Source organism: Pedobacter africanus, assembly GCF_900176535.1.
GTDB classification, from domain to species: domain Bacteria; phylum Bacteroidota; class Bacteroidia; order Sphingobacteriales; family Sphingobacteriaceae; genus Pedobacter; species Pedobacter africanus.
In genome coordinates this window covers 3,334,013-3,355,369 of sequence record NZ_FWXT01000001.1, presented here as the reverse complement: position 1 = coordinate 3,355,369, position 21,357 = coordinate 3,334,013, and the positions used below count along the sequence as shown (strand labels likewise).

The window sequence follows — 21,357 nt, the reverse complement described above, 5'->3', positions numbered from 1 at the left end:
TTTGCAACGCTTTTTTTATTTGGATTGTTCCGCTTTAAAAACCTGCATTTATGGCAAAGCCTATTGTTTTGGAACCCGGGTTATCCTGGACGTTTTTTCTCTCTTGTACCAGGTTCCTTGCAACCAGGCTTACATTTAAACTTTTGCAGGCCTTGGGCCTTAACTTCCCTTTAAAATTATAACCAAAAGACAAGTAATTGAGGTTAATGAAATCAGCTTTATTTGCAATAACCTGAACACCGGTATTTGTACCTTCTGTTTTAAAAACAAGGTGATCAAAATAGGCATTGCCATTTATGTTCAGCGAAAAATTTGCATAAGAAAAATTCTGCTGCATTCCGGTCTGAAGTGCTGCTGAGGCATTCGGATCGTTTTTCAACATAATCCCTGCTGAAGCCAGGTCGATTTTAGTATTGTTTTTAAATATATTAAGCCCCATGTTCCACTTGAACGCAGTACTCCTAAATACTTCTGCATTAGCCCATATCCTCCAGTTGCTGTATTCAGCAGGCAAATCGACATAAATATATCCAGGGCTTACCGGGAGTAACATTACAACGTAGTGATCGTTCCTATACCAGTCCCCGCCAATGGTTACCCGGTCAAACAGCATTAGCTTTGCACCAAAACTTTCCATGCTGCTCTTATTCGATTCTGCAAAATCACCACTTATCGTAGTCATTCCAGTACCTGTTATCCCCGCCCCGGTGTTCAAATCAAGAGGGGCATCAGCATGATATTGTCCGTAACTCCCAAAAACCAGAAAATCGTTCACCGCTTTTACATCTTTCAGCACAAGCTGCTTTAAACTCAGCCCCCCATAAAAGTATGGTGCATAAAAAGCGCGCCCGATATTGCCTTGTGTATAACTATCCCTTCTAACCCCGGCCTTTAGTGAAAGTATATTGTAGAAATCCAAAGAAAGGTCTCCAACCAGGCCATAACTCCTGGCGCCTGTTTCCATCATCTGGGTATTCGACATCTCAGGGCTGACAGCCCCCGCCCAGCCTGTTTTACTCCTGTAGGAAGCCATACTGAAATCTGACTTTGATTTCATATGATTGTACTGGAAGATAGCACTTGCTTTTGCTTTGATCTGCTCTTTATGGAGGTTAAAACTGTAACTGAGGTTATTCAGGGCGGTCAAATTCTTATAGCTGGAATGCAAAAGGTTCGTTTGATAATTGCGTGTACCATCATTGGAGCCATTTGCTGATACAGTGTAGCTATCGAAATCAGCGATGATACGCTGCTTTTGCAGGCGTGTTTCATTTAGAAGGCCTTTCAGTGGCTCCACTTTCAGGTAAAATGATCCATTCCAATTATCCTGCTTGTTTTTTAATTGCTTTTCCAAGCCAGAAACGGGGTCTGTATCAATCGGGGAATCCCCCTTTGCCGGGGCATAATTTGTTTTTAGTCCCAGCTCTATCCAACTCCAGGGGCTGAACCTGAGATCGGCATTCAATTGAAACTGGTTCATAAAATCAAACCTGGTCAGGTTCCTCGCATTCCGGTTGTAAACTGCTGCGGCACGCCAGGCAAACTTATCCGTTCCCTGTGCTAATGCAGCCTGATAACTTTGAAAAGTAGAATGATCTTTATTGTCGTTTGTTTTCAGGCTATTGGCCCCCAGCAAAGTGTTAAAAGTCAGGCCAAGGGGCTGTTTAAAGGCCGCGGTTTTGGTAGTGATATATATTACCCCGCCTGTACTGATATTTTGAATGCCAAGTTTACTGTTAAGGCCCCCGCGATAATAGGCAATCTCTTCAATATTGTGAATGCTCAGGGCATCGGCCCCTGGCCATACCACTCCATCAACAATAAAAGTTACCGTTAATCCGCCGGCATTGAGTTGATCTAATCCGGGCAAACGGCCGTATAACATTTCAGCGAGCTCGGCGCCGGGAAAATTTTTCAGTTCTTCGGCCTTGATGATGACATCAGGTCGGTCGTTCCATATGTTTTTGCCGGAAAATGGCTGGGCAGGACTTTGAGCAAAGGCCACTGCCGTGCATAACATTGCCGCTGATAACAGGAGCGTTCTTTTCATGAGTGGTTTTTTCGGCAAAAGTAAAAATATTTTACATTTTTTTATGGATTTGTCACCGTACTTGCATTCCCGTCCCTGATGGCCTGGTAATGCGGCGACATCATCTCTACCCCTGCTTCATCAAATGCAATATGAATGTTTTTATGAATTTCTGAATAAATGGCGGGCATTCTCTTAGGGTTGTCGATGTAGGCGTTGAGCTGGTAAGAAACGTACCAGTCTTCCAGGCTGGTTTGCAGCACGAAAGGTTTTTTCTCTTTGATCACACCTTCGGAAGTCATGGCCGCCTGAATGAGCAGTTCATGGGCAGTTGTCCAGGGGATATCATAGCCCAGGGTGACTGTAGTGTGCAGCACCAGACCGTCTTGGTTGGCCATACTGCTGTAATTTATGGTATTGCCATTTAATATTGCACTATTCGGAATGGTAATGACTTCATTTTTGAAAGTCAGGATGCGTGTTACCAGCAGCGACTTTTCCTGCACAGCACCTGTAGTATCACCAATCTTTACAATATCCCCGATTTTGAAAGGCCGCATATAGGTGATAACCATTCCCGCCACCCCGTTGCTGATGGCGGAGGAGGAGCCAAAGGAGATCAGCAGACCTAAAAAAACAGATACCCCTTTAAATATTTCGGAATTGGAGCCGGGAATAAATGGCCAGATTACCACAAGCATAAAGGCATTCAGGACTATCCGAACGATATTAAAAGTTGGTTTTGCCCAATCCGGGTAAAAACCATTGATCTTTAACTTTTCAGCCTCAATTTCATCGGACAGGAATTTAATTGCCTTTTTGATGTAATGAAATACCATTACCACAACAGCGATTGTGATGAGTTTCGGGATAAAATCTATGATCCCCTGGAATATGTTCTTTAGCGGGTTAAGCACAAAGCCGATCAGGCTATCGCTCCAGGGCTTTGTCCAGGGAAAAAGCCGGAATACAACGGGCAGGGTAAGATAGATCAGGATAATGATCACGATGAACTTAACCAGGTTCAGCAGCTTACTGATCAGCAGCAACTCATTTTTCCTGTTGATAAGTTCGTAGTTTTTAATCTTAAAACCCACGATCTTCTGATGCAGTTTTACACGCAGCCAGGCATTAAAACGGTTTGAATACTTGTTGAGGAAATAGATACAGAGGCCAAGCACAAACAGGATAAGCAGGCCCAGCCCTGCACGCTTGAGCAATTCGGTCAGGTCAGTTTCACTTTTATATTTATGAATATTGTTAATGATGATCTCCTGGTAAGCTTTTGCCATCACTTCCCTGTCCATCTTTACCGAATCCGCGTCGGCCTTTGACAAACTTAATAAAACATTCCCCTTGTAAACGATGGCTACCAGCGACGAGTCGTTCTCGGTAACCAGGGAGTCCGGCACAAACAGCAGATCTTCGGCAAGTGCCTCTACCTTTCCGGAAGTCCGCTGCGCCCTTTCGGGAGCCGAGAGGGAGCCCAGTTTATTCCTGATATGAAATAGTGTATCTGAATGGGCAATGACCGGATAACCTTTAAAAGCGGCAGAATCCTTTTGTGCATAGGTAAGGCCGCAGCAGCCGGTCAGCAGGATTAAAACAAAGAGAGATCGTATCGACATGGGAAAGATTATTTATTTTATATTTGTGCATGGCACATCTATCTGTAAATATCAACAAAATAGCTACGCTCCGCAATAGCCGCGGCGGTAATAATCCGGACCTTGTTAAAGTGGCCTTAGATTGCGAACGCTTTGGTGCAGAGGGGATCACTGTACACCCCCGCCCCGATGAAAGGCATATCCGCTACCAGGATGTTTACGATCTGAAAGCCGTAATTGCTACCGAATTCAATATAGAAGGCAATTGCCGGGAGCAGAAATTTGTAGACCTGGCACTGGCCAATAAACCTGCCCAGGTTACCCTGGTGCCAGATGCAGAGGGACAGCTCACATCCAACCATGGCTGGGACACGATAAAGCATGCAGCATACCTGAAAGAGATGGTGGCCTTGTTTAAATCAGAAGGCATCAGGGTATCTATATTTGTTGACCCGGTGGTTGAAATGATTGAAGCGGCCGTGTTGACCGGCACGGACAGGATTGAGTTGTATACGGAAGCCTATGCACACAATTATTACGACAACAGGGAGAAAGCGGTACTGCCTTATGTTGCAGCAGCCCATAAGGCCAATGAACTTGGTCTGGGGATTAATGCCGGGCACGATCTTGACCTGCATAACCTGAAGTATTTTGCACAGAGCATTCCGGGTTTACTGGAAGTCAGTATCGGCCATGCCCTGATCAGCGACGCGCTCTATTTAGGTCTGGAGAACACCATACAGCTATACCTGAAACAATTAAAACATTAACGGCTCCCCTATGAAAAGCGTAAAAAAAACTGCCTGCTTATACCTTTTACTCCTTGTTTTTGCTGTCTCTTGCAGCAACAATGCGGTTTTAGATCAGGGAACTGCAACAGCTATTGTAACGGATTACCTGAAAACGAACCCTGTATACGAAACCGAAAAGCTGCAGCTCGGAGAATTGAAATTTAAAAGCAAAAGCGACAAAACGGAGTTAGCAAAATATAAAGAGCTGGAACAAAAGGGCTTTGTAGAAATGGAACTGCAGCAACAAAAGAAAAAGTTCCTGTCTAAAGACAGCGCCTATGTCTACCTGCTGAGCCTCACAGACAAATCAAAGCCTTTTGTGCTGAAACAGGAAGAAAACAAAGTCACTGTTAAAGTAATTGAATACACGCTTGACGAGGACAAGCCTGTCAATGTGGAAAAGCGCAATAACAAAACTGCAAAAGTTACAGTTATGCTCAAAAAAGTCAAAAATGCATTCAGTGTTTTTTACAAGGACAAAAATACAGGCAGTAGTTTTATAACCAAAACTTTTAAACTGAAATTCAAAAAAGAATCAGGCTGGACGGTTTCCGGAGAATAAAACCCAATTTCTTAAAGTTTTATGCTGTCTTTTTAACTGAAGCTAAGGGTATTTTTTATTACCTTTGCGCAACTTTTTATTCATAGACTTCATGAGCTTAAATATTCATTACAAAGAGGACTTTAAAGACCGCCACATTGCACCCAACACACAGGATACCAATGCAATGCTACACACTATTGGTGTGGGTTCTGTTGACGAACTGATTGAACAAACTGTTCCGCAAAAAATCAGGTTAGCGCAGCCGCTGAATTTGCCTAAGGCCAAATCTGAAACAGACTACCTGGCAGCCTTGAAACAAACAGCCTCTTTAAATAAAGTTTTTAAATCTTATATCGGTCAGGGTTATTACGACACCATTACACCGGGGGTTATTTTACGTAATGTAATGGAAAACCCGGGATGGTATACGCAATATACACCCTACCAGGCCGAGATTGCTCAGGGCCGTTTACAGGCCTTATTAAATTTCCAGACCATGGTAATTGACCTTACCGGGATGGAAATTGCCAATGCTTCCTTACTGGATGAAGGTACCGCAGCGGCAGAAGCTATGTTTATGCAATACAGCTTAAAGAAGAACCAGCAGGCTACAAAATTCTTTGTATCTGAACTGCTGTTTCCTCAGACTATTGATATTCTAAAAACCCGCGCCAATCCTTATGGTATTGAGCTGGTAATTGGCGACCACCAGTCTTTTGAACTTACTGAAGATTTTTTTGGTGCCATTATTCAGTATCCAGCGGGAAATGGCGAGGTATTTGACTATAGCGGTTTTGCACAAAAAGCACATGATAAAAATGTAAAAGTAACAGTTGTGGCAGATTTGCTGAGCCTGACCCTACTTACGCCCCCTGGAGAATGGGGTGCTGATGTAGTGGTGGGTACAACTCAGCGGTTCGGTGTTCCAATGGGCTTTGGTGGTCCACATGCTGCTTATTTTGCCACTAAAGATGAATACAAACGTTCTATTCCAGGCCGTATCATCGGTGTAACGATAGACAGCAACAACAATTACGCGCTGCGCATGGCATTACAGACCAGGGAGCAGCACATCCGCAGAGATAAAGCGACTTCCAATATCTGTACCGCACAGGCTTTACTGGCCATTATGGCTGGCTTTTATGCCGTTTACCACGGGCCAAAAGGCCTAAAGCTGATTGCCGAGCGTACACATGGGCTGGCCGTTACTTTGGCTAAGTCATTGGAAAAAATCGGCTATAAGCAACTGAATAAAGCTTATTTTGACACCATCCAGCTGGACTTGGGTGATCTTGCGGATTCTATCCACCGGGAATGTATAGATAACGAAATCAACCTGCATTACAATGGCAGCATCGTTACCATTGCATTGGATGAGACCACTTCTTTTGAAGATATTAAACTGCTGGTGAAGATTTTTTCAAAAGTGAAAGCCATTGCTGCTGATGCAGTTGAACTGGCTGATGACAAAAACCTGGCAACGGTTATTCCTGCTGCATTACAACGTACCTCTGCTTACCTGGCCCACCCGATATTTAACGCACACCATTCAGAGCATGAAATGCTGCGTTACATCAAATCGCTGGAAACCAAAGACCTTTCGCTTTGCCACTCTATGATTGCATTGGGTTCCTGTACCATGAAACTGAATGCAACTACGGAAATGATCCCGGTAACCTGGCCTGAATTCGGGAAAATACATCCATTTGCCCCTGCGGATCAGGTAGCAGGTTACTACACTGTGTTTAATGAACTGGACAAATGGTTAAGTGAAATCACTGGCTTTGCAGCGATGAGCCTTCAGCCAAATGCAGGCGCACAAGGTGAATATGCAGGCTTAATGGTAATCCGGGCCTATCACAACGACCGTGGCGATGCCCACCGTAACATTGCTTTGATTCCTTCCTCTGCACATGGTACCAACCCGGCTTCTGCTGCAATGGCAGGCATGAAGATCGTGATCGTTAAATCGATGGAAAATGGGAACATAGATGTAGATGACCTGAAAGCGAAAGCTGAAGAGCATGCTGCAAATCTTTCCTGTTTAATGGTAACCTACCCTTCTACACATGGGGTATTTGAAGAAAGTATTGTAGACATCTGTAACATCATCCATGAGCATGGCGGACAGGTGTATATGGACGGTGCAAACATGAATGCACAGGTTGGGCTGACCAGTCCGGGCCATATCGGTGCTGACGTTTGTCACTTAAACCTGCACAAAACATTCTGCATCCCTCATGGTGGCGGTGGCCCTGGCATGGGACCAATTGGAGTAGCCAAACACCTGGCACCTTATTTACCTGGCCATGCGGTTGTAGACATCAATAACGAAAAATCTATCCATGCGGTATCTTCTGCTCCTTGGGGTTCGGCATCTATCCTGGTGATCTCGCACGCTTATATCGCAATGATGGGCGCTGATGGCTTAACCAATGCTACCCGTTACGCGATCTTAAATGCCAATTACATGAAAGCGCGTTTAGAGCAGCATTACCCTGTTTTATATTCGGGAGCAAACGGACGCTGTGCACACGAAATGATCCTGGATTGCAGGGGCTTCAAAAATTTCGGCATTGAAGTGGTTGACATTGCCAAACGTTTAATGGATTATGGCTTCCATGCACCGACTGTATCTTTCCCTGTTGCGGGTACGCTAATGATTGAACCCACTGAAAGTGAGCCTAAGCATGAGCTTGATCGTTTCTGTGATGCTTTGATTGCCATCCGTAAGGAAATTGCGGGAGTTGAAGATGGCAAACTGGACAAAACGGACAATCCGTTAAAAAATGCACCACATACTGCTGCGGTAGTAACCGGAGATGATTGGAACCATACCTACAGCAGACAGACTGCTGCCTTCCCATTGCCATATGTTGCCGCTTATAAATTCTGGCCATCAGTAGGCAGGGTTAACGATTCGTTTGGCGACCGGTCACTGGTATGTGCCTGCCCTCCGATTGAAAGCTACATGGAAGAAAGTCTTGCATAAATAGTTTTTATTTCAGCTAAACCTTTGATATATTTACCTTCTAAGTATATCAAAAGGACCATAACTAACTTAAAAACAAAACGTAAAAAATGAAATTGAAACTGACTTCATTCGCATTACTTTTAACGGTAATCGTTTCTTCGGCTTTTATAGCCCCGGTATTGAAACCTGTACCCTATAAAGTTGATCTTGAAAAATCAAGCATCACCTGGTTGGGTAAAAAACTAACAGGCAGCCATAATGGTACAATTGACCTGCAATCAGGAAGCCTGTTGTTTGATGGCAAAAAACTATCGGGAGGAAACTTTGTAATTAATATGACTACCATTAAGGATGCCGACAAAAGCGCAAGGCTTGAAGGCCACCTGAAGGCAGACGATTTTTTTGGCACCGATAAATTTGCTACTTCTACATTCGTGATTAAAAAAGTTGCTGCCGCAGCTGCAAATCAGGTAAATGTAACAGGCGACCTGACCATTAAAGGGGTAACCAATTCGATTACCTTCCCTGCCACTGTAACATGGAATGCTGATGGTTCGGTTTCGGCAACAGCTGAAAAGGTAACAGTGGACAGAACAAAATTTGGTATCAAATACAGGTCTAAAGGCATGTTCCCTGACGTTGGCGATAAAATGATCTACGATGATTTTGAACTTTCAGTAAAACTGGTAGCAAAGAAATAGAACTTAAATTAAATTATTAAAAAGCCATTCTTCGTAATGGCTTTTTTTATTAATAAAATAAATGTTTAAGAGTTAAAATATTTACAGACATATTTCATAACTTTATATCAGTAGCAAACATTTTTGGCCCGGGGCCAAGCAACCCTTATGATGGATAATAGAATTAACCTTCTCGTTATTGATGATGACGACATTAACATCTTCATTATCAAAAAGATTGTAGAAAAAACGGGATACAATGTTAATATGGTATCCAAGGCCAACGGCTTGCTGGCTATTGAGTTCCTGAAAGAAACTTTAGACCAGGAATCCTTCCCTCAGCTCATTCTTATCGACATTAATATGCCGGTTTTAAACGGATGGGAGTTTCTGGATGCCTATGAAGAATTACATGTAACGCAAAGAGTAGACATGTATATGCTTTCTTCATCGGTTTATGAGAACGACATAGAAAAAGCCAAAACCTTTGCCAAGGTTAAGGGCTTCATATCCAAACCTCTTTCTATTGAAAGATTAATAGAGCTTTTTAAACAGCTGGAACAATAAGCTCTAGCTGATCTTGAACTGTCCTTCGGCCTTGCTTACATGGCCTGATGCCCGGCTTTTGCCATGATAAAAAAGGCAGTTCCAGTTTTCCTCAGCGGCCCTGTTCCCAAATTCTTCCCTCAATTCCATTGCTTTACGGCCATCAAAATCATATTTGGCGATAAACTTCCTGAGCAGTTCTTCCGGTTCAGGTAGAACATCGCCCCCAAAAAAGACTTTATCCACACCGTCATCCAGCAGAAAAACCTGATGAAAAGGTGTGTGCGCACCAGTTAACTCGTAACTGATCCCCTCACTGAGCTGCCCTGAGCCATCTATAAAAGTAAGCTGTGCATTACGCTGTAAAAAATCAAAGATCTCTGTCTTATAGGAAGAGGACGGGTTGGTAAATGCCGCCTCCCATTCGCCCCGCTGGATCACATAATTGGCATGAGGAAAACTCAGTTCGATTTTGTTATCCAGTTTATGGATCATCCCTCCTGAATGGTCGAAATGCAGGTGTGACATGAGTACCATGGTTACATCTTCAGGATCAAATCCCGCTTTCCTGATGTTTTCATGCAGAATAAGCAGTCCTTTGTCGTTACTATAGCCCAAACCCGTGTCCAGCAACAACAATTGATCTTTCAGTTGTACAAGGAATGGCTGCACATGAATAAACAAAGAGGCAGGCCGGCTTTTAGGATCGTCCGTTTCGGGGTTAAAAGGGATGAACTTTTTGCTTGCGTCTACAGAATAAGAACCCTCGTATAAAGTGAAAACTTGCAATGGCGTAGTTATTAGTAAGAAGAAATATTAATGATATATTTACGAATCATTGCAAAGATATGGAACCTGCAGGAAATCGTGCTGATAAAAGCTGCCGGATCTTCCGTAACTACTGATAACCAAAGATATAATAATGAAGAAAAGATGGGTGCAGGCTATACAAGGCAATATGGAAGTGGCAGATTCGCTTGCACAAGAATTAAATATAGACAAAAGTTTAGCTCAGATACTGGCGCAAAGGGGCATTTCATCTTTTGATGAGGCGCGTAGTTTCTTTAGGCCGGAAATGGCATCCCTGCACAACCCTTTTTTAATGAAGGATATGAACAGGGCAATTGAACGCATAGACGAGGCCCTGTTAAAAGGAGAAAAAATTCTGGTTTATGGTGATTACGACGTGGACGGAACAACATCGGTTGCCCTCACCTATAGTTTTTTTAGCAGGCTCACAAAGGAGATCGACTTTTACATACCCGACAGGCATAAAGAGGGCTACGGCATCTCTACGGTGGGAATTGATTATGCCAAAGCCCATGGCTTCAGCCTGATCATAGCCCTGGACTGCGGGATCAAATCTATTGACAAGGTGGCATATGCCAATTCTTTAGGCATAGATTTTATCATTTGCGACCATCACTTGCCAGGCGAGACCCTACCGGCGGCGGCGGCCATACTTGATCCGAAACGCGAAGATTGCAGCTACCCCTTCAAGGAATTGGCAGGTTGTGGCATAGGCTTTAAGCTGGCGCAGGCATATTCCCTGCAACATGGATTACCCGCGGCGCAATACGAGCAGTATATTGACCTGGTTATGGTAAGCATTGCTGCCGACATTGTGCCCGTTAATGATGAGAACAGGGTGCTTGCCTATCATGGCCTGATCAAACTAAACACCAATCCCTCTATAGGCCTGAAAGCCCTGATGGAAATATCCGGGAAGGCCAAGGACTATACGCTTACCGATGTGGTATTTTCACTTGCACCAAGGATCAATGCCGCCGGGCGTATGGACCATGCCAAACAGGCTGTAAAAATGTTGTTGTGTACAGAGAACGATCTGGCACAGGAACAAAGCCTTTTAATTAACCTGCAAAATACAGAACGTAAAACGTCTGACCAGAACATTACTGCCGAAGCACTGGCCCTGATTGGGGAATGTGAGATACTGGTCAATAAAAAAACAACTGTAGTTTACCATGAAAACTGGAACAAGGGGGTTATTGGCATCGTTGCTTCCAGGCTGACAGAAAAATATTACCGACCTACGGTGGTTCTGACCAAATCAAACGGTCTGCTTACAGGGTCGGCCCGTTCGGTTGCGGGCTTTGATCTTTATGAGGCCCTGCTGGGCTGCGAAGATCTGATGGTGCAATTTGGAGGGCATAAGTTCGCAGCCGGCCTTACCCTGCAGCCTGAGCATATCGACGCTTTCAGCGAGCGTTTCGAAAATATTGTAGCCGCTACCATTACAGAAGACCTGTTATGCCCTGAAATCAGGATAGACAACGAAATCATGTTATCCCAGATAGATGGCAAATTTCAGCGGATCATTGCCCAGATGGCACCGTTTGGACCGCATAATATGGCCCCGGTTTTTGTGAGCCATAATGTAACAATTATGGGCAGGCCCTATGTTGTAGGCACAAAACACTTAAAGTTGGCAATAAAACAACAAAATTCACCTATTTTTGAAAGCATCGGATTTGGCATGGCAGAAGAATATGAACATGTGCTGCAACCAAACCGGCCTTTTTCTGTTTGTTATACTATAGAAGAAAATGTATGGAGAGAACAAAGGCGTTTACAATTAAATATAAAAGGAATAAAAGCGGATAATGATCTTAAGGGCTGAGCATCTCATAAAAAAATATAAACAGCGGACTGTTGTTAACGACGTCTCTTTTAGTGTGAGTCAGGGTGAAATTGTGGGGCTATTGGGGCCAAACGGGGCGGGTAAAACCACTTCATTTTACATGATCGTGGGGTTGATCAAACCGAACGAAGGCACTATATTTTTGGATGAACACGACATCACCAAAGACCCAATGTACCGCAGGGCCCAAAAGGGTATCGGGTACCTGGCGCAGGAAGCTTCGGTATTCAGGAAACTTTCGGTAGAGGACAACATCATGGCCATCCTGGAAATGACAGAAATGGGCCGCGAGGAACGTCATGAAAAGCTGGAAGAACTGATTACGGAGTTCAGCTTGCATAAAGTCCGCAAAAACAGGGGCGACCTGCTCTCAGGTGGAGAAAGAAGAAGGACAGAAATTGCCCGCGCACTTGCAGCGAACCCTAATTTTATATTACTGGATGAGCCTTTTGCAGGGGTTGACCCTATTGCAGTAGAGGAGATCCAGACCATAGTGCATAAGCTAAAAAATAAAAACATCGGGATACTGATCACAGACCATAACGTGCAGGAGACTTTGTCTATTACCGACAGGGCTTACCTGCTTTTTGAAGGCAAGATATTAGAATCGGGCACACCTGAAGTGCTTGCAGCCAATGAAATGGTAAGAAGGGTTTACCTGGGGTCGAACTTCGTACTGCGCAAAAAACAACTCTAGTCTTTATTCAAATTCCAACACATGGCAATTGTAAATTCGATTTTTACCTGGTATATGAAGAAGCGCGTTCATCAGATCGAGCTTTTTATGAAATATCCCCATGAAGTACAGGAAGAATGGTTTCACAAATTGATAACCAGCGCTGAGTACACGGAATGGGGCATAAAGTATGACTATCAATCCATCCTCTCTACCCATCAGTTTAAAGAGAGGGTACCCATTCAAAATTACGATACTTTAAAGCCTTATATAGAGCGGATGCTGAAGGGTGAACAGAATATCCTCTGGCCTTCGGAGATCAAGTGGTTCGCCAAATCATCGGGTACGACCAGCGACAGGAGCAAATTTATTCCGGTTTCTGAGGAATCGCTGCAGGAATGCCATTTCAAAGGGGGAAAGGACATGCTTTCTATCTTTTGCAACAATCGCCCCGACAACCAGATCCTGACCGGCAAAGGCCTCGTACTTGGCGGAAGCCACCAGATCAACCAACTGAATGAGGATTCTTTTTACGGCGATCTTTCAGCCGTACTGATCAAAAACCTGCCTGTATGGGCGGAATATTATCGCACGCCCAACATCTCTATTGCCCTTATGGACAACTATGAGGAAAAAATGGAAAGAATGGCCGAGGCTACCATCAAAGAAAATGTAACCAATATAGCCGGTGTGCCCACCTGGACTATTGTACTGGCCAAAAAGGTTCTTGAAATTACCGGAAAGAAGCATTTGCTGGAGGTATGGCCAAACCTGGAACTTTACATTCATGGCGCGGTGAATTTTAAACCCTACAGGGAACAGTTCCGGGAGTTGATCCCATCTTCGGACATGTACTACCTGGAGACTTACAATGCATCGGAAGGTTTCTTTGGCATACAGGATGAAGTAAACTCAGATGAGATGCTCCTGATGCTCGATTATGGCATTTACTATGAATTTCTGCCCCTGGAGCATATTGAAGATGAACATCCGAAGACCTTGTCGCTGGAAGAAGTTGAGAAGAACAAGAACTACGCCATCATCATCTCTACCAATGGGGGCCTGTGGCGGTACATGATCGGGGATACCGTTCAGTTTACCAGCCTTTTCCCTTACCGGATAAAAATCACGGGTCGTACCAAACATTTCATCAACGCTTTTGGTGAAGAGGTGATTATTGACAATGCAGAGCAGGCCATTTGTAAAGCCTGTACAGAAACAGGTGCGGTATTTAAAGACTATACGGCCTGTCCTATCTATTTTAAAGGTGAAGAAGTAGGCGGACATGAATGGATCATCGAATTTGACCAGCAGCCCAATGACTTCGAGCATTTTATAGATGTCCTGGACCAGACTTTAAGGGAAGTAAATTCTGATTATGATGCCAAGCGCTTTAAAGATCTTGCGCTGCGCAGACCGAAAGTACACAATGCCCCTTCCAATACATTTTACAACTGGTTAAAATCCAAAGGTAAACTGGGCGGGCAGCATAAGGTTCCGCGGCTGGCAAATGACAGGAAATACGTAGAAGAGATTTTGTCAATTCTTTAACTGAGCCGTACAGTTAATTATTTTTTGCTGACAATTCATTGATATTCAATTTTTTTTAATTAAATTCATGTACACTTATATTTCTTTTAAAGGAAGAAAGAAAGTGGGCAAATTTAGTTAAATGTGAATTTCTTATGAAAACGGTTCAGCAGTTACTCAGCACCAAATCAGCCCAGATCTTCTCCATATCAGAGAATTCGTCAGTTTTAGATGCATTAAAATTAATGATGGAGAAAAACATCAGCGCCTTGCTTATCCTGGAAGACAAACAGCTACTGGGAATTTTTACGGAGCGTGACTATGCAAGAAAGATCATATTACATGGCAAATCTTCAGCAGAAACCCCAATCCGGGAGGTCATGACTGCAGAGCCAATTACGGTACTTCCTTCAGATACCATTGAATTTTGTATGGGGTTGATGACAGATAAACACATCCGGCATTTACCTGTGATGCAGGATAACCTGCTCTATGGCATGGTATCCATTGGAGATGTGGTAAAGTTCATCATTGAAGACCAGAGGCAGACCATTTCCCAACTGGAGAACTATATCAGCAGCTAATATCATCTAAATACCTCATCTCAAAAAAAGGCCGCTTCATAGTGTGAAGCGGCCTTATTATTTACCGGATCTCTCTTTATTTACCAGATCTTCACCCTTTTTTCGGGCGCCAGGTATAAAGAGTCTGTAGGCTTTACCTTAAATGCGGTATAGAATTCAGGAATATTCCTGACAATACCGTTTACCCTGAACCGTGCAGGCGAGTGCGGATCAGTAGCGATCTGGTTCCGTAACGCTTCATCTGTAGATTTCTCTAACCAAACCTGTCCCCAGCCAATGAACACCCTTTGCTCACCTGTAAAACCGTCCATAACCGGAGCGGGCTTACCGTTTAAGCTTGCCTTGTAGGCTTTAAGGGCAATGCTTAGGCCACCCAGATCACCTATATTCTCTCCAAGCGTAAAATTGCCATTCACCTTTAAATCAGGAAACACCTGGAAGGCCCCATACTGCGCCACAAGTGCACCTGTTCTTTTCTTGAACTCTTCATTGTCTTTTTTTGTCCACCAGTTTCGCATCACACCATCTCCGTCAAAAGTGCTGCCCTGGTCGTCAAAACCATGTCCTACTTCATGACCGATTACTGCCCCTATACCTCCGTAGTTTACCGCGTCATCTGCATTCATGTCAAAAAACGGAGGTTGCAATATTGCTGCCGGAAATACGATCTCATTCATGGTCGGGTTGTAGTAAGCATTTACCGTTTGTGGTGTCATGCCCCATTCAGTACGGTCAACCGGTTTCCCCAGTTTATTGATGGTACGGTTGTATTCGAACTCATCGGCCCGTTGGTTATTGCCATAAAGATCACCTCTTACCACTTTCAAGGCACTGTAGTCTCTCCATTTATCCGGATAACCAATTTTCGGTGTGAATTTACTGATCTTTGCCAGCGCTTGCTTTTTAGTCTCCGGGCTCATCCAGTCCAGTTCCCTGATGCTGCTTTCATACGCCTTTAACAGATTGCCCACCAGTTTCAGCATCCGCTCCTTGGCTTCAGGAGAAAAGTGTTTTTCTACATATAGTTTACCCACCATTTCACCTAGGCTTCCATTTACGGCATCAACAGCCCTGCGCCATTGGGGTTTCTGCTCCTTAATCCCGTTCAGGGTCTTGCCATAGAATTCGAAGTGTTCTTTATCCAATGCACTGTTCAGGGAAGATGCAGCCCCTGTAATCACACCCCATTTCAGATAAGTTTTCCAGGTGTCAATCGGGGTACTCTTCAATATAGCATTCAGGTCTTTGGTGTAGGCAACCTGGGTAATGACCAGGCTGTCCTGATTTTTTACACCGGCTTCTTTCAGCAAGGTATTCCAATCAAAATCGGGCAGCAGTTTATTCAGGTCTTTCACTGCATATTTGTTGTAAAGCCCCGCTATATTCCTGGTTTCTTCCTTCTTCATTTGTTTGAGCGCCATTGCTGTTTCCAGGGCCATGATCTGGGCAGCTTTGGCTTTCGCATCAGTCAGGCCTGCCAGATTCAGCATATTTTCGACATGCTGCAGGTATTTGGCCCTGATTTCTTTTGATTTTGCATCCTGCAGCGAATAGAAATCGCGGTCGGGCAAACCAAGACCACCCTGCCAGGTATACAGCATGTATTTTTTAGGATCTTTAAAGTCTTCTATTACCCCTATACTGAAAGGGATCTTGACCCCTGTTTTATTGGCATAGGCAAAATAACCAGCCAGATCCTTAATGCCGCTTAAAGCATCAATCCTTTTAAATTCTGCTGTCAAAGGGCTTAATCCGATAGCATCCCGCACTTTCATGTTCATATAAGACTCGTAGTAGTCACCTATCTTTTGCTCCTCAGACCCATCCTTTGCTTTTGCCTTTGCGGCATTTTCTATAATGGCCTTTACATCTTCCTGGGCCTTGTCATTGACCATCGACCCCACTCCATAAGCAGCTTTATCAGAAGGGATTTTTGTATTTTTCATCCAGGTACCATTTACATAGGCAGTAAAGTCGTTGCCCGGAACAACCGTTGTATCCATGTTTTTGAGGATAACACCAGATTGCAGTTCTCTTTTTGTTTCTGAACTGTTACAGGCAGCCATAAAAAGCACAGTTCCGGCAAGCACAGACACTCCAATTGATCTATTGATTTTCTTCATAAAAAATGAGTTAGTTATTCAAACTTAGTAAAAGATATTTAACCATCTGCTATTGGAGACACAGCAAATGATTTTGTTACAGGTTTGTGTGCCGATACCTGCCGGAAAAATGTGCTCAGCTTCAGGGTCTGAGGGAAATGTAAATTTCGACAGTTGCATCCTCCGGATCCCGGGCCGCTGCTCCGTAAACTTCAAAGTCAGCAGTATAAGCCCTTTGCAGGTCCGAGTTCCAGATTTCTACCCAGGCATCGTATACCAGTCCTTTATGCAGGTTGCCTTTTACTGTGCGTTTCTCATAACTGCCGCCCCCTATCATGATACCTGTCAGTCCTTCTGGTATATGGTCAAGGTTTTCCACTTTGTAGCCAATCAGGGTGGTGTAAGGCTGGGTATAATCGCCCTCATAACCGGTATAAATGCTATAGATTTCCGGACCGGCCATATTGCTCAGTTGCCCTGCTATTTGAGCAGCATGAAACCTGGCCCAAAGTTCGGGAATATCCCTGGCAGCGCTTCCGTCTGCATTACATGTTCTGACTGTAATTCCTATCACAGGAAATGAATTGAGTGTTTGTTTTTCCATTTTAATACATTTTACAGCAAATATATACCCGGCTTGTGACAGCCCTATGTCAGGGCTTGGGATTTGATTCTGCAAAGCTCAAAATACTCCGCGAGCGACATTTTATGGGGCTCAAATTTTTCGCTGAGGGTTTGGAGCTGAATGATCCGGTCTAAACGAAAGGTCCGGTAATCTTTTCTGAGCCTGCAAAAGGCAATTAGTATCCAGTTCTCCTGGGTGCTGTAAAGGGCAAATGGCTCTAAAATCCTTGTCGTTTCCTGTGCCTGTTCATCGCGATAAGCAATCTCTACGAGGTTGAATCCTGTAAGTGCAAGCTGTACCACAGAAAGGTTGTTGCTGGTGCTGCTGTTCTGAAGATTGTTCCTGATGGCAATCCTTTTGGACAACAAGTTAGCTTTATCCTTTGTATTCTCTTTTAATACCGCTTTTATTTTGGTGATGGCTTCGGTATATTCCTTAACAAAAGAAGCGTCCTTATTTCTCAGCACCAGTTGTTCGGCAGTAATGAGTGCATTCGCCTGGCTTTCCGTAAAACTAACCGGCGGCAATCTGTAGCCGTCAACCAGGGAGTAGCCTTTTCCTTCTTCGGTAAAAATGGGAATGCCTGCAGCTTCCAGTGCTCTGATGTCACGGTAAATGGTCCTGACACTCACCTCAAATTTTTCGGCCAGCTCTGTAGCTGTAGTAAGCCGCTTGGTTTGAAGACAAGTGAGTATGGCCGTAAGCCTGGGCAGTCTTGATATTCCGCTGTGTTCCATTGGCATAAAAGCAAATATACACAGCAAAACAGTTTTTAGTGTTTTACGGCTACTGCTTTTACCGTATCCAGCTTAAAGGTGTCTGCTTTACTGGTATCTGTTTTTATAGTGGATGCCATTTCACTGGCTTTGCCGGGCTCAGGTGCTCTTAGCTGCAATTTAGTGTTGTCACAAGCGCTAAGGCCCATTACCACAGCAGCTAAAAAAATGAAAGGTTTCATAAAGATCTTTAATTTGATTTTCAAAATTAGAGAATAAAATAATGCAAATGTTACAATACCAGCCGAATACACCCCGGAACAGCATTTAATTACACCAGGATTACAGTTTAGTTTAAATCCCCAAAATTGGTTGTTATTCTTTTCTTAACAATAATTTAATACAACGGCATTAATTTTATTGTAGTCAAAAACATATGGTTATGATCAGCACAAAAACCCTGTACAGCGCTGTTTTAAAAACAGAACAGCTGGATGATTCGCATAAATTCCAGCCACTGCCTGTGGCAACAGGCAGCTATCCATATCGCCTGAGCGCCGATATCCCTGCCGGTAAGGATAAGCTGATATTTCATATGGTTGGCGATACAGGCAGCGTAAATGCTCCCGGTAACCAGCAAATAGTTGCCAAACAAATGGCGGCCCAGTATGCCGAAAAAGAAGCGCCCTCTTTTTTATACCATTTGGGCGACATTGTATACCATTATGGTGAGGCAGAACAATATGCGCCGCAGTTTCTTGAGCCTTTTGAAGCTTACCCTGGCCAGGTCTACGCAATCGCCGGGAACCACGACGGTGATATCAATCCGGAAAGCGAGCATTACGACAGCCTGGAAGCCTTCTATACGACCTTTTGCAATAGTGCCCCCAGAACCATTTATTTTAGTCCGGACAGTAAAAGAAAAAGCCAGGTACAGCCGCATGCTTACTGGACTATGGAAGCCCCCCTGGCCACGATTATAGGTCTTTATACGAATGTCCCGAAATATGGCTGCATCAAAAAAGAACAGCGAAGCTGGTTCATCGGGGAGTTACAACACGCTGCGAAACACAGAGCAGAGAAAGCAATTATCGTGTGTCTGCATCATGCTCCCTACTCGGCTGATGTTAACCATGGATCGAGCCTGCCGATGATCGAATTTTTAGAAGGTGCATTCGAAGAGGCGGGCGTAAAGCCCGATATTGTTTTCAGCGGCCATGTGCACAATTACCAACGGTTCAGTAAGCAATATGCAGATGGAAAAACTGTCCCTTTTATTGTGGCAGGTGCCGGTGGGTTTGACGCATTGCACGCACTTGCCGATCCGTATAATCCAGCCTATGAGCTACATAACCCTGCTCTGGATCAGGTGCATCTGGACAAGTACTGCGATAACAAACATGGGTTCCTAAAGATTACCCTGGAAAAAACACCTTTTGATTTCAGCATCAAAGGAGCGTATTATACCGTGATATCAGACCCTATGCTGGCAGCCGCATCGTTAAAGGCAAGCCTGTTCGACAGTTTCCGCATCGATCTCACCGGAAGGTAAAAAAAGCCCTGCCATTACTACCGATTTCTTAGTATTGAAAAATTTATTTAACATTGGGCGCAATAATTTTTCATGCATACAGATCAACCGGCAACAACAGAAGACATTGAACTGCTCATCAAACTCAGGAAGGGAGATCAGCTGGCATTTGCCGATGTGTACAACCTCTACCGGGCAAAAATGTATGTTTACGCCTGTAATTTATGCAAATCACCGGAAACGGCAGAGGAAATTGTACAGGAAGTGTTTATCCGGATCTGGCAAAAAAAAGAGCAGATCAATACCGAACTCAACTTTGGGGCCTACCTCAAAAAGATTACCCTCAACCATGTATTGAACCACCTGAAAAAAGCAGCCCGCGATAAGGTGCTGCAGGAAGAGATATTCAATTACATAGACACCATACGCAATACCACAGAGGACAACTTACTGGAAAAGGAACTGCTGAAAACCTACGACAAGGCTATTGAGCTTTTACCACCTCAAAAAAAGCTGATTTACCAGATGAGCCGTAATGAGGAAATGACCCATGACCAGATCGCTGAAAAACTGAACATTTCTAAGAACACCGTAAAAAACCATATGGTTGAGGCTACTAAATTTATCCGCAGCTATGTGAGTAAACATGGCAGTATCATCTGTTTTCTTATTGCTTCATCAAATTATTTTCGCCCCAACTAGTCCTCTTGCCTTTTTCAATTGTATTGTAATAAACGGGCAGCTTAAAAGCACCCTGTTTAAACGAATAAACTGTGAGCGAAAAAGAACAATTTAAACACTTATATCAGCTTTACTTAAGCAATTCCTGCACAGCAGAAGAACTTAAGCATTTTTTCGATCTGCTGGAAAAAAGGAGGGACGATCAGGAGCTTATGGCCCTGCTGTCCGACACCTGGGATCAGACCGCTTTATCTCCTGAAAAGGGGCTTACCCCTCCTTTCCTTCCGCAGGAAAGAAAAACAGTGCAGCTATGGCGAAGATTGGTCAGTGCCGCGGCAGTATTACTGATTTTGTCTGGCCTGTACCTGTATAGGTCGGACCTCAGCAGACTGATTGCGCCTGCACCGGCGCACCAGTTACTTACAGCAACTGCTGAGCGCAAACTGGTAAGTCTACCCGACGGGACGAGGGTTTGGCTTAGTCCGAATAGTAAACTCGGGTACCCGGAAAAATTTGAGGGAACGGAGCGAAACGTAACGCTTGAAGGTGAAGCTTTTTTTGAAGTCACTCACGATGTCCGGCACCCATTTATCATTAAAAGCGGCCAAGTGAGCACTACGGTGCTGGGAACCAGCTTTAATGTTACGGCTTACACACAACAAAACACCATAAATGTTACCCTGGTTACCGGTAAGGTAGCCGTGGCCCTCCAAGGCCAAAACACTACCCAAAGGGATACGATAGTGGCCAATCAGCGCATTATTGTTGATAAAGCTGCAGCGAGTATCAGTAAGGTAGACTATCCTGATGCTGCTGCTTTCCTGAATAAAAGGTTAGGCTTATATGAATACAGGGGAGCAGCGCTTGGGGAGGTGATCCGTGACCTGGAAAATCAGTATGGTATTCAGATCAAAACTGATAGCAGCCTGATAGAAAGTGCGTTTTATGGCCATCTCAAGATGACCGATCCATTGGCCGAAACCTTAAACAAATTCTCCACAGTCATGGAAGCCCAATGGAAAAAAGAGGGCACGCAGTATATCATCCTTAAATATTAAACTGAAACGCACGCTTCACGC

At 44.1% G+C, this 21,357-nt stretch carries 19 protein-coding genes; 12 read left to right on the top strand and 7 right to left on the bottom strand.

Translation table 11 applies throughout. The features are described from left to right. Positions 1-34: 34 nt before the first annotated feature. Positions 35-2,050 carry a TonB-dependent receptor gene (locus B9A91_RS13990; protein ID WP_084239439.1) on the bottom strand — a complete coding sequence of 672 codons (2,016 nt, stop codon included), beginning with the start codon at positions 2,048-2,050 and terminating at the stop codon, positions 35-37. Between the two features lie 41 nt (positions 2,051-2,091). Next, a complete protein-coding gene (locus B9A91_RS13985) occupies positions 2,092-3,657 on the bottom strand; it encodes a mechanosensitive ion channel family protein (RefSeq protein ID WP_084239438.1) in 1,566 nt (521 codons plus the stop codon). Between the two features lie 29 nt (positions 3,658-3,686). Between B9A91_RS13985 and B9A91_RS13980 the strand changes: the two genes are divergently transcribed. From B9A91_RS13980 to B9A91_RS13960, 5 genes are all read left to right on the top strand, one after another. Next, on the top strand, positions 3,687-4,406 hold the full coding sequence (locus B9A91_RS13980; RefSeq protein ID WP_084239437.1) for a pyridoxine 5'-phosphate synthase: 720 nt from the start codon (positions 3,687-3,689) through the stop codon (positions 4,404-4,406). A 10-nt stretch (positions 4,407-4,416) separates the two neighbouring features. Then, complete coding sequence (locus tag B9A91_RS13975; protein ID WP_084239436.1) at positions 4,417-4,989, top strand: hypothetical protein; 573 nt, start codon at positions 4,417-4,419, stop codon at positions 4,987-4,989. 91 nt (positions 4,990-5,080) lie between these two features. Then, positions 5,081-7,963, top strand: a complete 2,883-nt coding sequence (gene gcvP / locus B9A91_RS13970) for an aminomethyl-transferring glycine dehydrogenase (protein ID WP_084239435.1) — start codon at positions 5,081-5,083, stop codon at positions 7,961-7,963. A gap of 89 nt (positions 7,964-8,052) precedes the next feature. Beyond that, a complete protein-coding gene (locus tag B9A91_RS13965; protein WP_084239434.1) occupies positions 8,053-8,646 on the top strand; it encodes a YceI family protein in 594 nt (197 codons plus the stop codon). 147 nt (positions 8,647-8,793) lie between these two features. Then, on the top strand, positions 8,794-9,192 hold the full coding sequence (locus B9A91_RS13960; protein ID WP_084239713.1) for a response regulator: 399 nt from the start codon (positions 8,794-8,796) through the stop codon (positions 9,190-9,192). Positions 9,193-9,195: 3 nt separating this feature from the next. Here the strand turns inward: B9A91_RS13960 and B9A91_RS13955 are convergent, their stop codons facing one another. Continuing rightward, a complete protein-coding gene (locus B9A91_RS13955) occupies positions 9,196-9,960 on the bottom strand; it encodes an MBL fold metallo-hydrolase (RefSeq protein ID WP_084239433.1) in 765 nt (254 codons plus the stop codon). A gap of 133 nt (positions 9,961-10,093) precedes the next feature. Here B9A91_RS13955 and recJ point away from each other — a divergent pair, with 133 nt between their 5' ends. From recJ to B9A91_RS13935, 4 genes are all read left to right on the top strand, one after another. Then, complete coding sequence (gene recJ / locus B9A91_RS13950) at positions 10,094-11,812, top strand: single-stranded-DNA-specific exonuclease RecJ (protein ID WP_084239432.1); 1,719 nt, start codon at positions 10,094-10,096, stop codon at positions 11,810-11,812. Further along, entirely contained in the window at positions 11,796-12,530 is a 735-nt protein-coding gene (gene lptB / locus B9A91_RS13945) for an LPS export ABC transporter ATP-binding protein (RefSeq protein ID WP_084239431.1), read from the top strand. Before recJ ends, lptB begins: the two co-directional genes overlap by 17 nt. 21 nt (positions 12,531-12,551) lie before the next feature. Continuing rightward, complete coding sequence (locus B9A91_RS13940) at positions 12,552-14,060, top strand: GH3 auxin-responsive promoter family protein (protein ID WP_084239430.1); 1,509 nt, start codon at positions 12,552-12,554, stop codon at positions 14,058-14,060. Positions 14,061-14,194: 134 nt separating this feature from the next. Then, positions 14,195-14,623 (top strand): CBS domain-containing protein, encoded by a 429-nt coding sequence (locus tag B9A91_RS13935; RefSeq protein ID WP_084239429.1) that lies wholly within the window; start codon positions 14,195-14,197, stop codon positions 14,621-14,623. Positions 14,624-14,703: 80 nt separating this feature from the next. Here B9A91_RS13935 and B9A91_RS13930 read toward each other — a convergent pair whose 3' ends face one another. The 4 genes from B9A91_RS13930 to B9A91_RS13915 form a co-directional block, all read right to left on the bottom strand. Beyond that, a complete protein-coding gene (locus B9A91_RS13930; RefSeq protein ID WP_084239428.1) occupies positions 14,704-16,746 on the bottom strand; it encodes a M13 family metallopeptidase in 2,043 nt (680 codons plus the stop codon). Between the two features lie 121 nt (positions 16,747-16,867). After that, positions 16,868-17,329 carry a GyrI-like domain-containing protein gene (locus B9A91_RS13925; protein ID WP_084239427.1) on the bottom strand — a complete coding sequence of 154 codons (462 nt, stop codon included), beginning with the start codon at positions 17,327-17,329 and terminating at the stop codon, positions 16,868-16,870. Positions 17,330-17,373: 44 nt separating this feature from the next. Beyond that, on the bottom strand, positions 17,374-18,087 hold the full coding sequence (locus B9A91_RS13920) for a helix-turn-helix transcriptional regulator (protein ID WP_084239426.1): 714 nt from the start codon (positions 18,085-18,087) through the stop codon (positions 17,374-17,376). A gap of 35 nt (positions 18,088-18,122) precedes the next feature. Beyond that, entirely contained in the window at positions 18,123-18,308 is a 186-nt protein-coding gene (locus B9A91_RS13915) for a hypothetical protein (RefSeq protein ID WP_144008923.1), read from the bottom strand. Between the two features lie 200 nt (positions 18,309-18,508). Between B9A91_RS13915 and B9A91_RS13910 the strand changes: the two genes are divergently transcribed. From B9A91_RS13910 to B9A91_RS13900, 3 genes are all read left to right on the top strand, one after another. Continuing rightward, positions 18,509-19,618, top strand: a complete 1,110-nt coding sequence (locus B9A91_RS13910) for a metallophosphoesterase family protein (RefSeq protein WP_235012554.1) — start codon at positions 18,509-18,511, stop codon at positions 19,616-19,618. A gap of 72 nt (positions 19,619-19,690) precedes the next feature. Then, the gene (locus B9A91_RS13905) at positions 19,691-20,299 is read left to right on the top strand and encodes an RNA polymerase sigma factor (RefSeq protein WP_084239423.1); all 609 of its coding nucleotides are present in this window, start codon (positions 19,691-19,693) and stop codon (positions 20,297-20,299) included. A gap of 71 nt (positions 20,300-20,370) precedes the next feature. Next, positions 20,371-21,336, top strand: coding sequence for a FecR family protein (locus B9A91_RS13900; protein ID WP_084239422.1), 966 nt, complete (start codon positions 20,371-20,373; stop codon positions 21,334-21,336). Positions 21,337-21,357: the final 21 nt, after the last annotated feature.

Bases quoted from the DNA above. Each gene is read 5' to 3' on its own strand.
- B9A91_RS13925 (WP_084239427.1), bottom strand. From the start codon at position 17,329: ATGGAAAAACAAACACTCAATTCATTTCCTGTGATAGGAATTACAGTC.
- B9A91_RS13940 (WP_084239430.1), top strand. From the start codon at position 12,552: ATGGCAATTGTAAATTCGATTTTTACCTGGTATATGAAGAAGCGCGTT.
- B9A91_RS13990 (WP_084239439.1), bottom strand. From the start codon at position 2,050: ATGAAAAGAACGCTCCTGTTATCAGCGGCAATGTTATGCACGGCAGTG.
- B9A91_RS13985 (WP_084239438.1), bottom strand. From the start codon at position 3,657: ATGTCGATACGATCTCTCTTTGTTTTAATCCTGCTGACCGGCTGCTGC.
- B9A91_RS13975 (WP_084239436.1), top strand. From the start codon at position 4,417: ATGAAAAGCGTAAAAAAAACTGCCTGCTTATACCTTTTACTCCTTGTT.
- B9A91_RS13935 (WP_084239429.1), top strand. From the start codon at position 14,195: ATGAAAACGGTTCAGCAGTTACTCAGCACCAAATCAGCCCAGATCTTC.
- gcvP (WP_084239435.1), top strand. From the start codon at position 5,081: ATGAGCTTAAATATTCATTACAAAGAGGACTTTAAAGACCGCCACATT.
- B9A91_RS13905 (WP_084239423.1), top strand. From the start codon at position 19,691: ATGCATACAGATCAACCGGCAACAACAGAAGACATTGAACTGCTCATC.
- lptB (WP_084239431.1), top strand. From the start codon at position 11,796: ATGATCTTAAGGGCTGAGCATCTCATAAAAAAATATAAACAGCGGACT.
- B9A91_RS13980 (WP_084239437.1), top strand. From the start codon at position 3,687: ATGGCACATCTATCTGTAAATATCAACAAAATAGCTACGCTCCGCAAT.
- B9A91_RS13920 (WP_084239426.1), bottom strand. From the start codon at position 18,087: ATGGAACACAGCGGAATATCAAGACTGCCCAGGCTTACGGCCATACTC.
- B9A91_RS13965 (WP_084239434.1), top strand. From the start codon at position 8,053: ATGAAATTGAAACTGACTTCATTCGCATTACTTTTAACGGTAATCGTT.
- recJ (WP_084239432.1), top strand. From the start codon at position 10,094: ATGAAGAAAAGATGGGTGCAGGCTATACAAGGCAATATGGAAGTGGCA.
- B9A91_RS13930 (WP_084239428.1), bottom strand. From the start codon at position 16,746: ATGAAGAAAATCAATAGATCAATTGGAGTGTCTGTGCTTGCCGGAACT.
- B9A91_RS13910 (WP_235012554.1), top strand. From the start codon at position 18,509: ATGATCAGCACAAAAACCCTGTACAGCGCTGTTTTAAAAACAGAACAG.
- B9A91_RS13960 (WP_084239713.1), top strand. From the start codon at position 8,794: ATGATGGATAATAGAATTAACCTTCTCGTTATTGATGATGACGACATT.
- B9A91_RS13915 (WP_144008923.1), bottom strand. From the start codon at position 18,308: ATGAAACCTTTCATTTTTTTAGCTGCTGTGGTAATGGGCCTTAGCGCT.